Raw genomic sequence first — 14,236 nt, forward strand, 5'->3', positions numbered from 1 at the left:
CCAGAATTTATACAAGTTATCACCGGTCGATAAAAATAAAGGCGGGAGGATGGTAATGTCCATAACCAGAAGGGATTTCCTCGGGCTGTCCGGCGTAACGGCGGCGGGGGCTTTCTTCGGCGGGGTATCGTTCCTCAGCGGATGCAAGTCCGCGCCGGACAAGCTGCAGGGGACTCGTGAAAGCACGACGATTTGCCCCTATTGCGGAGTCGGGTGCGGCCTTATTGTTTCCGCCAGGAATGGGAAAGTCGTCAATATCGAGGGTGATCCGGATCATCCTATAAACCAGGGTTCCCTCTGTTCGAAGGGCAGCGCGCTCTTCCAGATCTCCGACAATCCAAGAAGACTGTCGAAGGTCCAGTACAGAAAGCCGTACGGCACGGAATGGGAGGAGATCTCCTGGGACCAGGCCGTCAAGATGATCGCGCGAAGGGTCAAAGACACCCGCGACGCGACCTTCATCGAAAAGGAAGGCGACGTTACGGTTAATCGCTGCGCGGGAATCGCGAGCCTGGGCGGTGCCGCGCTTGACAACGAGGAGTGTTACACCCTCTCGAAATTCGCGAGGATGCTTGGAATAACCTACCTGGAGCATCAGGCTCGTATTTGACACAGCGCGACAGTCGCCGGTCTGGCGGCTTCCATCGGTCGTGGCGCGATGACCAATCACTGGAACGATATCAAGAATTCGGACGTCATCCTTATAATGGGGTCGAACGCCGCGGAAAACCACCCCATCTCATTCCGCTGGGTTCAGAAGGCCCAAGAGGAGCGCGGGGCGAAGCTCATCGTCGTCGATCCCCGTTTCACCAAATCGGCCTCGCTGGCGGATCTTTACGCACCGCTGCGTCCGGGCTCGGACCTGGCCTTCCTGGGCGGAGTTGTCAACTACGCCCTCGGGAATGAGCGGATTCAGAAGGAGTACGTTGTTGAATATACCAACGCGGCGTACCTGATAAATCCCGAATTCAGGTTCAACGATGGCCTCTTCAGCGGTTATGACGGAAGCAAGAAGAGTTACGACAGCAAGACCTGGGCGTACCAGCTTGACGACAAGGGCATTCCGAAGCAGGACAGAACCCTCAAGGACCCCAATTGCGTCTACCAGCTCATGAAGAAGCATTATGCCCGCTATACGCCGGAGAAGGTGGAGCAGTCGACCGGATGCCCGAAAGAGTCTTTCCTCAAGGTGGCCGAGCTCTTCACCTCCACGCACAAGCCCGACAGGGTGGCGACCATCCTTTACGCCATGGGGACCACGCAGCACACCGTCGGGACGCAGAACGTGCGTATCTTCGCGATCCTGCAGCTCCTCCTGGGGAACATGGGCCTTGCGGGCGGCGGCATCAACGCGCTTCGGGGCGAGTCCAACGTGCAGGGTTCCACCGACGCCGGACTGCTCTGGCACATCCTGCCCGGCTATATTCCCGCGCCGGTCGCCAAAAAGCACCCCAATCTCGAAGCCTATATCAAGGCGACCACGCCCAAGACCAACGATCCGCGAAGCATCAACTGGTGGTCGAACAGGCCCAAGTATCTCATCAGCATGCTCAAGGCCTGGTACGGCGACGCCGCGACGAAAGAGAATGACTTCTGCTACGACTGGCTGCCCAAGGCGCACAAACCGGTCCCGTATATCACGCTGTTCGAGGACCTGTACGCCGGCCGGCTTAAGGGGGCCATCTACATGGGGACCAACCCGATCGTCGGCGGGCCAAATTCCAACCGCACGGCGAAGGGTATGGAAAAGCTCGACTGGCTGGTGGCCGTGGACCTGTGGGAAACCGACTCCTCGATATTCTGGAAGCGTCCCGGCGCCAATGCCGCTCAGATAAAGACCGAGGTCTTTCTCCTTCCGGCGGCGGCGTCATTCGAGAAAGAGGGAAGCGTATCCAACTCGGGACGCTGGGCGCAATGGCGTTACAAGGCGCAGAATCCTCCCGGCGTGGCCAAGAGCGACCTCGACATGATAGACCTGATTTACCGCGAGCTTAAGGGTCTCTACCAGAAGGAGGGCGGCAAGTTCGCCGATCCCATCCTCAAGCTCGTATGGAACTACACCGAGCCCGGCGAACACGAGGCCAGCCCGCATCTGGTTGCGAAGGAGATCAACGGATTCGATTACAAGACAAAAAAGCAGATGTCGACCTTCATGGACCTCAAGGATGACGGTTCGACCGCCTGCGGCAACTGGATTTACAACGCCAGCTACACCGAGAAGGGCAATATGATGGCCCGCCGCGGAGCCAGGGACGCCTCCAATAAGATTGGGATGTATCCGGAGTGGTCGTGGTGCTGGCCGCTTAACCGGCGCATCCTCTACAACCGTGCCGCCGTCAATCGCGAGGGAGAGCCCTGGGACAAGAACCGCTGGGTCGTCAAATGGACCGGCAGCGCATGGAAAGGAGACGTGGTGGACGGCGGGCCGAAGTTCGGTCCTGACGCCAAAAATCCATTTATAATGAACGCCGAAGGCGTGGGCAGGCTGTTCTCGAAGGACCTTGCCGACGGCCCGTTCCCCGAGCATTACGAGCCGATGGAAACGCTGACGGCGAACCTGTTTAACTCGCAGAAGCTCAACCCCGCCGTGCAAATACATGACACGCTGAAGGGCGATTTCAACGATGCGGCCCGCTATCCGTATATCGCCACCTCGTACCGCGTCGTGGAACACTGGCAGGCCGGCGCAATGACCCGCAACCTCCCGTGGCTCGCCGAGTTGGTTCCGGACATGTTCTGCGAAATCAGTCCATCGCTCGCGAAAGCTAAGGGTTTCAAACACGGCGACAAGGTTCGGATTTTCAACTCGCGCGGCGCCATCACGGCTTACGCGCTGGTGACCGAGAGAGTACAGCCGCTTAAAGTGCAGGGAAGGATGGTGGAGATGGTCGGTATGATCTGGCACTTCGGACACGGATGCGGTGTGTCCGGCGACAGCTGTAATCAACTCACGCCGAGCATCGGGGACCCCAACACTGACATCCCCGAGTATAAGGCATTTCTGGTGGACATCAGGAAGGAGGCGTAAGTCATGTCAGAAAAAGCGTTTTTGGTTGACACAACTAAATGTTCCGGATGCAGATCCTGCCAGGTTGCCTGTAAACAGTGGAACAGTCTTCCGGCCGAGAAGACAGTATTCTTCGCCGGTCCGGAGATGACGAATCCGAAAGAGCTTTCGGCGATCACCTGGAACCACGTTAAATTTTTCAATGTCGACCGGTCCAACCCGGACCGCCCTATCTGGACGATCATGCACAAGAAGTGCTATCACTGCGAAGTGGCCAACTGCCTGCGCGTGTGTCCCGAGAAGGCGATCTACAAGAAGGACGGATGGACGGTGATCGATCAGGAGAAGTGCATCGGCTGCGGCGCCTGCGTGAACGAGTGCGTATACCTTGTGCCACAGGTGAGCGATGCGGACCACAAGTCGCACAAGTGCCATGCCTGCGCGATGAATCCTCGAGAGATTCCCGCGTGTGCATTCGCCTGTCCCACCGGCGCGCTTACCTATGACCACCGGTTGAGCATCGTCAAGAAGGCCGAAAAGCGCCTGGAGGAGGTAAAGAGGGGCTTCCCAAACGCGAGCATTTACGGCAGGGAACAGTTTGAGGGCCTGAAGGTCATCACCATCAGCAGGGACCGTCCGGAGAAATACGGCCTCCCGCTCGATCCCAGGCCCATCGATCTGGTCAAGGCGGAGTCGATTCGCGAGACCTATAAAATGCTCGCCTTCTTCAGCCTGGGCCTCCCCTCGCTCAAGAGGGTGGCTTATCGCATGGCGAAATCCGCGGTCGAGAAGGACCGGCGGCGGGCCTGAGTTTTTCATACGATCGTATTGCAAGCAGAAGGCGATGATATAATTCATCGCCTTCTTCATTTATTGCGGCACTAAAAAGATTATTTGACAAAAAGCCGTCCGCGCCGATTAATAGTGGCTCGTCGCGCGGGCCCATATACGCGGGCCAGGCGTGGATTTCAGGTACAGGAGATCGCAATGAAAAGGCTGGTGGTCGTTCTCGTGCTTCTGGCGCCCTTTACGCTGTCGTGCAGCTACTTCTTCAAGGAAACGCTGAACGTGAAGGAGGTGGTCGCGAAAAAGGAGGAGATGGACAGGTTTGACAATCCGGCCTATAAATTCCTCGCCACCAAAGACCTTGCGGAGAAACGCGTGCAGGTCAAGAACGTGGTGGTCAAGGACGTTATCGTTTCGGGCAATATCGATTACGAATTCTGCGTGCTGGTCAGTGTCCCTTATGAAAAAGGAACCATTGACTGTTATATCTACTCCCGCGAACTGGAAACGGTTTCACGCCTCGTTAAGGGCAAAACGAAAATAGACGTCGTCGGCGATTTCGGCCGGTTTTTTACGCTGCTCGACGATGCGTACACCAAGATCGAAATCATCAATGCCGATATAACCATACTGAAGGAGAAATAGATCGCCATGGAGTCGTTTGTTCAGGGGCTCTTCGCGGACAGGATCGGCGGAGCGCAGTTCGGTAAAGAAGACAAAATATACAAGTTCGAAAAGATAAAGCGCGCCAAGCGAGAGGCGGCAAGTAAAAATCCCGGGGTGAGTCTTATCGACCTGGGCGTCGGAGAGCCTGACGAGAAGGCTTTCGGCCTGGTTATCGAGGCGCTCCGCGGGGAAGCCGATAAACACGAGAACCGCGGCTATTCGGACAACGGCATCGATGAATTCAAGGCCGCCGCCGCGGGCTATCTGAAAAAGGTTTTCGGCGTTGACGGCATATCGCCCGAGCGTGAGATAAATCACTCAATCGGATCGAAGCCCGCCCTGGCGATGATGCCGGCGGCGTTCATCAATCCAGGAGACGTCACCCTCATGACGGTCCCCGGGTATCCCGTGGCGGGTACGCACACCCGGTGGTACGGAGGGCGGGTCTACGACATCCCGCTTAAAAAGGAAAACGGGTTCCTTCCCGACCTCGAGTCCGTTCCGGCCGAAATCAGGAAGCGCGCCAAGGTATTGGTAATCAACTATCCGAACAATCCCACCGGCGCCCGGGCGGGCGAATCGTTCTATAAAGAGGTGATAGAGTTCGCACTGAGGAACGGCGTTGTGGTGGTTCAGGATGCGGCCTACGCAGCGCTGACGTATAACGGCGACCCGCTGTCATTTCTGAGCGTTCCGGGGGCGAAAGAAGTCGGCGTCGAGATACATTCCCTGTCGAAGTCATACAACATGACCGGATGGAGGATGGCGTTTGTCGCGGGGAACGAAAAAATCGTGAAGGCCTTCGCCACTGTAAAGGACAATTACGATTCGGGCCAGTTCAAGGCAATTCAATGGGCGGCCATACGGGCGCTCGAGCACCCGGAGCTGACCGACCGCATCAAAACGAAATACGAGCGCCGCCTTGGGGGGCTGGTGCGCGTTCTTTCGGGTATAGGATTCAACGCCGAGATGCCCGGGGGGACCTTTTATCTGTATGTGCAGAGCCCGAGAGGCCTTAAAAACGGGATGGATTTCCCGACCGCGGAGGACTTTTCGCAGTATCTTATCAGGGAAAAACTGATATCCACCGTGCCGTGGGACGATGTGGGTCATTTTCTGCGCTTTTCGGCCACGTTCGAGGCACCCTCGGTCGAGAGTGAAGCGCTTATCTTACAAGAGATTGAAAAAAGATTTAGTGATTTACAACTGGTGTTCTGACGCTCCGTATGGTAGGATTGTTATGTATCGGGATAAAAGGGACGCCATCCGCCCGGGGCGTGGGCGGGTCCGACGTTCCCGGCTATTGCGTAAATATCATGTATCAATAAACGGCCCTGCGACATGATGCAGGTATTCCGGAAATCCCGGTCGCACGGACGGGAAGGAGCCGGAATATCGAGCGTGTGAGCGGGTCGGGAGAGTCCGGTTGCTCGGCGGATTGACTGTTTCCAGAAAGACAATGATTATCGCGGGCCTCGCGATGGCGGCGCTTGCAGTTGCCGTGCTCGGCGTCCGCCTCCTGCTTAAAAGCGTCGGTTCGCTTGACGGTTCCTTCTCCGGGGCGGTCGGCGACAGGGTCGAAATTCTGCGGGATGGAAGAGGCACGCCGATGATAAAGGCCGAAAACTGGGGCGATGCCTGTTTCGCGCTCGGCTATATCCACGCGCAGGACCGCCTGGTCATGATAGAGTATTACAGGGCGCTGGCGAGAGGGCGCATACAGGAGCTTTTCGAAAACGACGCCGGTCTCATGGACAGGCTTGCCGCGGTTATGGGATTTCACCGCCGCGCGGGCGAAATCCTGGCCAGGCTTAAATCGCCGCACCGTGAATACCTCGATGCCTATGCCGCCGGCGTCAATTTAATGAAAGACAGAAAGTACCGGGAGGTCGTCCGTTTCTCGCGGTTGCCGGACGATCCCTGGACGGCCCGGGACGTTATCGCCATACTGCTCCTGGTGGACTGGTCACAGGCCTTTCTCGCCAATCGGGAGCTCCGCTTCGCGCTTCCCGACAGACTGAGGACCTATCCCATACGCGATATCATACCCGAGGATATGCTGTACTGGTATTCCGACGCCGAACAGAAAAATGTTTTCGCGCTCAGGGAGCTTAAAAACGCGGTGAGCGATTTCGTGGGCTCGTTCTCTTCGGGTTTCGCCTGCCTGGTCCCGACCTCGCTGACGCACGACGGCAGTGCGCGAATCATCTTCAATCTCGATGTTCCCCTGCGCCTTTATCCTTCGTGGTACCCCGTGTGTTTTCGCGTGGCCGACGGCGAGCTTGATGGAGTCAGTTTTTCGGGGATGCCTTTCGTTTTTACCGGCAGGAACCCATCCATGGCCTTTTCGTCGTTTACGATGAAAGCCGATACCCAGGACTTCCACATCGAAACGACACGAAAGCAGAAGGATTCGGAGCAGTACCTCGGGGCGTTCGGCTGGCGCGATTTCGAAGTGACGGAGGGGGCGACCGTTCCGGGCGTGGCCGCCCCCGTGCGCTCCACCGAGCGAGGGCCCGTTGTCAGCGATATCTTCGCGGGGATGTATCGGACCGATTGCATTACCGTTCGCTCGCTGTTTCCCGGTGAGGATTATATAGCAGCCCTTTTCGACGTGCCGCTCGCCGTTTCGCCCGCCGCGGCGCGTATGCGCCTTGCCAATGTTACGTCCCCTCCAAGGGCCTATCTCTTTTCGTCCGGGGAGTACGCCCTGCGCGGCTTCTCGGGAAAAATTCCCTTGCGTCTTCAGAAAGCGGGTTTATCCAAAAACCAGGTGTTCAATCCGATCTGGACGGGCGTTGCCGACATTTCGAATTACTTCGAGGCCGCGGGGCGTGATGTTTCTCTGATCGGCGGTTCGATCGCCGAGGGAGTTCCCCCTGCTATGCGGGACAGCCTGCAGTATGACGAGGAAGAAAGGACGGCAAGAATCCGAGATCTGTCCGGGGCGGGTGGAGTGCTCGACATCGCGGCCCTGCAGCGGGCGCTTCGCGACACCTATTCCATCTCCGCGGCGAAATTCGTACCGCTTTTTATACGGCTGCTCGAGAAGATACCGGTGACATCCGCCCGTCTTACGAGGATATACTTCATGGACTGGGACTACCGTATGCGTAAGGATTCGGTCGCCGCAACCATTTACCAGACGCTCGTGATAAAGCTCGTTCAAGAGACGATGGGGGATGAGTGCAAAAACGAGATTTCCGGAATCCTCGAACACCATCACCATTTTTCCGATAGCTTTCTGAAGGCGATTGAGGAAGAAAAGTCGATTCTCTTCGACGACATAACGACGAGCACCCGCGAGGAGCGTCGGGACGATATTTTCGACAGGGCATTTCTCAGGTCCATGCGCTACCTCAATGACAGGCTCGGTCCGATAATGGAAAACTGGACGTGGGGAAGCCTTCACACCGGTCATTTTTCGGTTCCCCTCATCGACGAAAGCGCGTTCTGGTCGCGCCTTTTCCATGGCAGGATGGATGAGCCCTTCGAGGGCGGGTTCGCCACGGTTTATCGCGGGACGTCGCTACCCCTGGAGAATTTTAAGGCGGATGTGACAAGCTGTCTTTCCGGCATATACGACACTACGGCGGGGACTTACTCCGCATCGTACAGCTATTCGCTCAATCCCTTTTCGGATTACTTCGACTACAGGATGGAATACGGTAACTTCGCGGCCTTCAGACCGGACGACACCCGCCATCGCATTGAGATACGTCCGATGAAGTGAGTTATGTGGAGCTGATCGGGATCGAACCGACGGCCTCTAGAGTGCGATTCTAGCGCTCTCCCAGCTGAGCTACAGCCCCACGGTGGGTCCACGGTATGCGGTGCCATGGACTGCGTCAATGAAAATTTATGCTTGGTTGATGATAAATGATGCATCCCCGGCGCTTATTTGCACGAAAAAGATCCAAAAGTAGTTTTCAACCGGAGGCAGCCGGCCCGAATGCAGAAGGTCCGGCGGCCGGAAAATTTTATCGCGTCTTTCCGCTTGCGGCCGTTTTCCTGCTGTGTGCGGGCGCGGTTTTCGCCGCCGATCCGCTGATTATGAACGGTAATTTTTCCGGGAGTCATTTAAACGGGCACCTTGAGTATTTTCTGGACGAAGATGGAGGGCTCGATATCTCGGCCATCGCCGCGCCCGGCTTCCCCTTCCGCGCGGCGCCGACATTGACTGGCAGCCCGAGTTTCGGCTACAGCCGCGGCGCGCTGTGGCTGCGGTTCCTTGTTAATAATCCCTCGCCCTCTCCGGTGGAATGGTATCTCGAATACAATTACCCCATCACCGACCAGGTCGAGCTTTTCATTCCCGAGGGATTTGGATTTCGGCGAACCGAGGCCGGCGATCGAAAACCCTTCGCACAGCGCCCTGTCGAATATCGCTCGCCGGTGTTTCCGATTATACAGAAAAGCGGCACGTCCGCTTATTATCTGCGCGTACGAAGCCAGGGTTCCCTTACCGTGCCGCTCGTCGCATGGCTCCCCAAAGCGTTCGAAAAAATGAAGGCCGCTGAAATGCTGCTCCTTGGCATCTATTACGGTATAATGCTCGGGCTGACGCTGTATCATGTGTTCCTTTTCATTTCAGTCCGGGAGCGGAGCTATCTGTACCTGCTCCTTTTCATTATCGGGGTGGCCGTTTTTACCATGGTGCACAATGGGCTGGGTTTTCAGTATCTCTGGCCCGAGAGCGTGCGATGGCAGAACCGGGCTCATCCATTTTTGATGTTTTTCCTGAACGCTGTCGTTCTTCAGTTCGCGCGGCTTTTTCTTTCAACACGGGAAAGGATGCCGCGTCTTGATGTGCCGGTGCGTGTACTGGCCGCTGCGAACCTGTCCGTGCTTGCCGTCCCTTTTATACTTGAGTATTATTACGCGACACAGATTTCGGTAATCATGTCGGGTCTTTCGGGTTCGATGCTCATAATAACCGGGGCCGTGGGGTTCTTTCTTCGCCTGCGCGAGGCGCGCTTTTTCCTGACGGCCTGCCTGTGTTTTCTGGTCGGTGTATTGCTCATGGTGTTGCGCGCGTATGGCGTGCTGCCGGAGAATCCGATAACGGCGTGGACCTACCAGATCGGTTCGTCGGTGATGATTCTATTATTTTCACTGGGCGTTGCCGACAAAATCAACATCATGCGCGGCGAACGCGAACGGGCGCTGAACAGCCTCGCCGAGTCGGAAGAAAAGTACCGCACGCTGGTGGAAAACGCGCGCGACGGGATCGTTTTGCTGGCAGACGAAAAACCGTTATATGCCAATCCTTCGCTTATCTCCATGCTCGGTTATACGGAGCGCGAATTTTATGAAAAGACCATTGTCGATTTCCTTCCGGACGACCCTCAGGGCAGGGACCTCGTGCTGCCCCGGCATCACGAGAGGATGCGCGGAATCGATCTGCCATCAAATTATGAGGCCCGGCTTCTGGCCGGGGATGGGAGGCTGCTGGACGTGATCATCTCGGCCTCGCGCATCCGGATGGGCGGCGATAATGTGATCATCGCGATCATCAGCGATGTCTCGCACCTGAAAAAGGCCGAAAACACAATTCACCGGCAATACCGGGAGATCCATGCACAGTACGAGGAGGTGGAATCCCTCAACCGGGAACTCATGCGCACGCATAACGAGCTTGTGGACCTCAACGAGCGGCTTGCCAGGGAAAAGGAGCAGCTTGCGGCGACGCTGGTGTCCATCGGTGACGGTGTGATCGCAACCGATACGGAAGGCCGGATCGTGATGCTCAACCACGCGGCGGAACGCCTCACGGGCTGGCCGCAGGCGGAGGCCGAGGGCCGCCCGGTCGGCGAGCTGTTTAATCTCGCGGGGGGGCAGGTAAATAATCAAAGAATAAGCGGGACTGTTTCCGAGGTTACCCGTAGAGGCGGCCTGGAAATAAGCGACGTTCCGCTGGAGCTTGTCAACAGGAAAGGCGACGAACGGATAGTGGAGATGTCCGGCTCGCCGGTCCGGACCGCGGACGGGAAAACGCTCGGGGCGGTGCTCGCCGTACGGGACATCACCGAAAAGCACAAGCTGGAAAAAGAGCTCGCCAAGATCGGAAAGATCGAATCGCTCGGGCTGCTCGCAGGTGGGATCGCGCACGATTTCAATAATCTGCTTACCTCTATAATCGGCAACCTTTCGCTGGCGAAAATAGAGGCGGCCGGAAACAGCGCATGTTCCGAGATCCTTGACAGGATCGAAAGCGTTTCGCAGCGGGCGGTGAATCTGACAAGGCAGCTCCTCACCTTTTCCAGGGGTGGTGATCCCATTAAAAAGACCGCCTCGATAGTGAAACTTTTGGAAGAGACTGTGTCTTTTCTCCTGGCCGGATCGAACGTCAGGAGCCATTTTTTCGTGGAGGGTGACATACCATCGGTCGACATCGATCCTGACCAGATCAGCCGGGTGCTGCACAACCTTATAATAAACACCGTGCAGGCCATGCCCGGCGGTGGCAATATTTCAATACGGGTGCAGAACGTCCCGGATGTACGCTGGCTGCCGCTTTCGGCCGGCCGTTATGTTAAAATATCAATTTCGGACGAGGGCGTGGGCATACCCCGGAAGCATCTCGGCAGGATTTTCGATCCATATTTCACGACCAAGGAATATGGCAGCGGGCTCGGCCTCGCCATCACTTTTTCCATCATCAAAAAGCATGGCGGGCACATCGACGTCGAGTCGAATGAAGGAGTCGGATCGACATTCAATGTGTATCTGCGCGCCTCGGAAATCGACGGCATTCCGGCGGAGGCGACGCCTGCATCGATGGCGCCCCGTCGGCGCGCGGGAAGGATCATGGTGATGGACGATGAGGAATGCATTCTCGACCTCGCGGTGAACATGCTGGGAAATTTCGGTTATGAGGTAACGGTCGTTCGCAACGGAGGCGAGGCCCTCCAGTCCTATCGTCGCGCGATGGAGGAGGGGAAAAGGTTCGATGCCGTGATTATGGACCTCACCATCCCCGGAGGAATGGGAGGGCGCGAGGCACTGGTGAAACTTAAAAGCGTTGATCCGGACGTGGTTGCGATCGTTTCGAGCGGATATTCAAACGACCCGGTCATGGCCAATTTCCGGGCGCACGGGTTCCGCGGTGTACTCGCGAAACCCTATACAATCGAGGACATGATACAGGCTATCGACGAGGTCACATCACCGGAAGGCGGCACGGCCGCCTGAAGAGAGCGGTCGCGCCGGGTTGGGCCGCGTTCCCGAACGGTTTATTGACGCGCCGTATCTTTCCCAAGCGCGAATGCGCGCCTGTTCGTTTCGAAATCGGAAAATTGTTCGCGGACCACCGCCAGGATCGATTCGTCCGATACCGGCAGGTCGCCGAGCGCGCTTGCCATGCCGAGCGCGATTGTGTTGACCTGTCGCAGTGCATTGAAATGGCTTCTGGACAGCTCGTCGATCGGGAATAGATGGACATTCGGGGTGAATTCCCGAAGGCGCGCCTGGATCGTTTCGAGCGGTGGGTACGCGCACTCTCCCATGCGCACGGATACCGGCGTGAGCGGGAAATCGTTGACGATGACGACAGACCGCTCGTTCAGGTAGCGCGCATGCCTGAGCGCTTCCATGGGCTCCATGGAAATCATCATATCGGCCCCTCCGGTCGGGATGAGCCCCGAGGCGGCCATACGGCGCTCGTCGGGCGTTTCGCCGCTTTCGGGCTTCCTGTATCGGACGTTGCTCGTCACGATACCCTCCCGCTGCGCGCCGCCGCGGCGCTCCGCCCCGACAACATCGAGCCCTTCGTGGATGGCGGCGAGTTTCAGCACGGTGCCGAGCGAAATGGCGCCCTGCCCCCCGATTCCGCAGATGAGGATGTCGTAAGCGATCATACGGCCTCCACCCCGGCCGTCAGCCGCCGTATCTCCGTGCGTAAAATCGCCGAGTTGAGGCAGAGATCGTGGCACGCCCCGCAGCGCAGACAGTTCGCTTCCTCGATATAGTACCGCCACTTGCCGGTCGTTTCCTCTTTTCTGATGGCGGGACAGCCGAATTCGACGTAGCATTCGTTGCACTTCTGGCACCGCTCATCGTCTATCTGATAATAGATCTCGTACTCTCCCGAATCGCGCGCGATCCGGCGGCCGTATTGGAGGGCGCATTCCTCCTCAGCGATTATGACGCGCACCCCTTTTCCCGCGCGGATCGCTTCCTTAACGGCGGCCAGGGAGGCCTTGATATTGAAGGGTTTGATGGTGCGCACATATGATACTCCGATCGATTTAAGCATGCCCTTCATGTCCACCGGACGCATCTTCGTGCCGTCGAGCGCCGTGTCGGTGGTGGGGCTGGGCTGGTGCCCGGTCATGGCCACCCATTTATTGTCGAGGATGATGAGCACGAGGCTCGCGTTTTGCTGCACGGCGTTGATGAGTCCGGGAATGCCCGAATGGAAAAACGTGGAGTCGCCAACGTAGGCGATCACGTTCTCGCCTTCGATTTTCTGGAGCATGCCCTGGGCGATGCCGACGCCGCAGTTCATGCAGGTAACCCAGTCGAACGCGCGGAAAGGCGGCAGACAGGACAGGGTGTAACAGCCGATGTCGCCCGCGAAAACGGTCTTGCGGTCCGTGGCCTTGACGATTGAATAGAGCGTGGCGCGGTGCGGACAGCCGGTACAGAAGGCCCCCTGTCTGGGAGGCAGGTCGCCGGTGAGTTTTTTCGAAAGTTCGATCGCACGCGTCGTACGCTTCGGCAGCGGCGCGCGAAGCTCTTGCGAAAGGCTTTCGGCGATGAGATCGACGTCGAGCTCTCCATGTGCCGGGAAAACGTCTTTGCCGATTATGGGCACGCGGACGCCCGCGTCGTACAGCAGGCGCTTTGCCTGGAACTCGATAAAGCCCTCCAGATCCTCGACCACATATATGCGGTCGAGATGCTTCGTGAAGGATGCTATCTCTTCCGGATTGAGTGGATAGCTCATGGCTATCTTGAGTATGGGCGCGTCGGTGATGCCGAGGAGGGAAAGCGCTTCCAGAAGGTAGAGATAATTGACGCTCGACGAAATGAAACCGGTTCGGCCGTAACCCGAAAGCGCCCTGTTGAGCCCGAGCGACGGGATCTCACCCTGAAGCCGTTTGACGGCCTCCATGGCGCGGCGGTGGTTTGCGACCGAGCCGGCGAACAGGTTAATATAACGCTCCGGGTTTCTATCGAAACGGCCTTTTGTGGGAAAGGCGTCTGGCAGTTTTCCGAGACGGAGCGAGCCGATATTATGGCAGAGTTTCGACGGCGCGTTGACGATGACCGGAAGGTTGTAGGTTTCGCTCAATTCAAAGGCGCGCGCGGTGTAGTCTTTGGCCTCCTGGATCGACGCGGGCTCGAGAATCGGGAGATGCGTGTGGAGCGAATACCACCGGTCGTCCTGTTCGCTTGTGGAGCTTGTGGCGCCGGGATCGGAGCCGATGACCACGACGAAACCAGCGCCGACGCCGGTGTAGCCGGCGAAGTGCAGCACCTCGGCCGCCACGTTCATGCCCACGTGCTTCATGGTGACCATTGAGCGAATGCCGGCCCAGCTTGCCCCCTGAGCGCCGTGCGCGGCGACATGCTCGTTGACGCTGAACTCGGCATGGATGCCGGGAAACTCCTTCTCAAGCGACCGGTATCCTTCCCCGATCTCCGAGGCGGGGGTCCCCGGATAGGTGCTGAAATAGCCGAGCGCCGCTTCGAGTCCACCGCGGACTATCGCGTCGTTTCCCATGGCGAGGATGGTTCTGCCGGGTTCGTTAAGCGCGAGCGGATTCATGA

General features: G+C 57.6%; 8 protein-coding genes and 1 tRNA gene. 6 read left to right on the forward strand and 3 right to left on the reverse strand.

Annotated features, from left to right (window positions below):
* Positions 1-55: 55 nt before the first annotated feature.
* The 5 genes from fdnG to VLM75_08000 all read left to right on the forward strand — a co-directional run bounded on the left by fdnG (position 56) and on the right by VLM75_08000 (position 8,192).
* Positions 56-3,028, forward strand: coding sequence for a formate dehydrogenase-N subunit alpha (gene fdnG, locus VLM75_07980; protein HSV96858.1), 2,973 nt, complete (start codon positions 56-58; stop codon positions 3,026-3,028).
* Between the two features lie 3 nt (positions 3,029-3,031).
* Complete coding sequence (locus VLM75_07985; GenBank protein HSV96859.1) at positions 3,032-3,817, forward strand: 4Fe-4S dicluster domain-containing protein; 786 nt, start codon at positions 3,032-3,034, stop codon at positions 3,815-3,817.
* A 177-nt stretch (positions 3,818-3,994) separates the two neighbouring features.
* The gene (locus tag VLM75_07990) at positions 3,995-4,438 is read left to right on the forward strand and encodes a hypothetical protein (protein ID HSV96860.1); all 444 of its coding nucleotides are present in this window, start codon (positions 3,995-3,997) and stop codon (positions 4,436-4,438) included.
* A gap of 6 nt (positions 4,439-4,444) precedes the next feature.
* The gene (locus VLM75_07995; GenBank protein ID HSV96861.1) at positions 4,445-5,677 is read left to right on the forward strand and encodes an LL-diaminopimelate aminotransferase; all 1,233 of its coding nucleotides are present in this window, start codon (positions 4,445-4,447) and stop codon (positions 5,675-5,677) included.
* Positions 5,678-5,918: 241 nt separating this feature from the next.
* On the forward strand, positions 5,919-8,192 hold the full coding sequence (locus tag VLM75_08000; protein HSV96862.1) for a penicillin acylase family protein: 2,274 nt from the start codon (positions 5,919-5,921) through the stop codon (positions 8,190-8,192).
* 6 nt (positions 8,193-8,198) lie between these two features.
* Here VLM75_08000 and VLM75_08005 read toward each other — a convergent pair.
* A tRNA-Ala gene (locus VLM75_08005) sits at positions 8,199-8,271 on the reverse strand.
* 241 nt (positions 8,272-8,512) lie between these two features.
* Here VLM75_08005 and VLM75_08010 point away from each other — a divergent pair.
* Positions 8,513-11,653 carry a 7TM diverse intracellular signaling domain-containing protein gene (locus VLM75_08010; protein ID HSV96863.1) on the forward strand — a complete coding sequence of 1,047 codons (3,141 nt, stop codon included), beginning with the start codon at positions 8,513-8,515 and terminating at the stop codon, positions 11,651-11,653.
* Positions 11,654-11,694: 41 nt separating this feature from the next.
* On the opposite strand, the gene VLM75_08015 is transcribed toward VLM75_08010, so the two are convergent.
* Both VLM75_08015 and VLM75_08020 read right to left on the reverse strand, forming a co-directional pair.
* Positions 11,695-12,318: an indolepyruvate oxidoreductase subunit beta gene (locus tag VLM75_08015; GenBank protein ID HSV96864.1), complete on the reverse strand. Its 624-nt coding sequence runs from the start codon at positions 12,316-12,318 to the stop codon at positions 11,695-11,697.
* The gene (locus VLM75_08020) at positions 12,315-14,234 is read right to left on the reverse strand and encodes an indolepyruvate ferredoxin oxidoreductase subunit alpha (GenBank protein HSV96865.1); all 1,920 of its coding nucleotides are present in this window, start codon (positions 14,232-14,234) and stop codon (positions 12,315-12,317) included. Before VLM75_08020 ends, VLM75_08015 begins: the two co-directional genes overlap by 4 nt.
* Positions 14,235-14,236 lie beyond the last annotated feature (2 nt).

The sequence above is a fragment of the Spirochaetota bacterium genome (assembly GCA_035477215.1).
In the GTDB taxonomy this organism is placed as follows: domain Bacteria; phylum Spirochaetota; class UBA4802; order UBA4802; family UBA5368; genus MVZN01.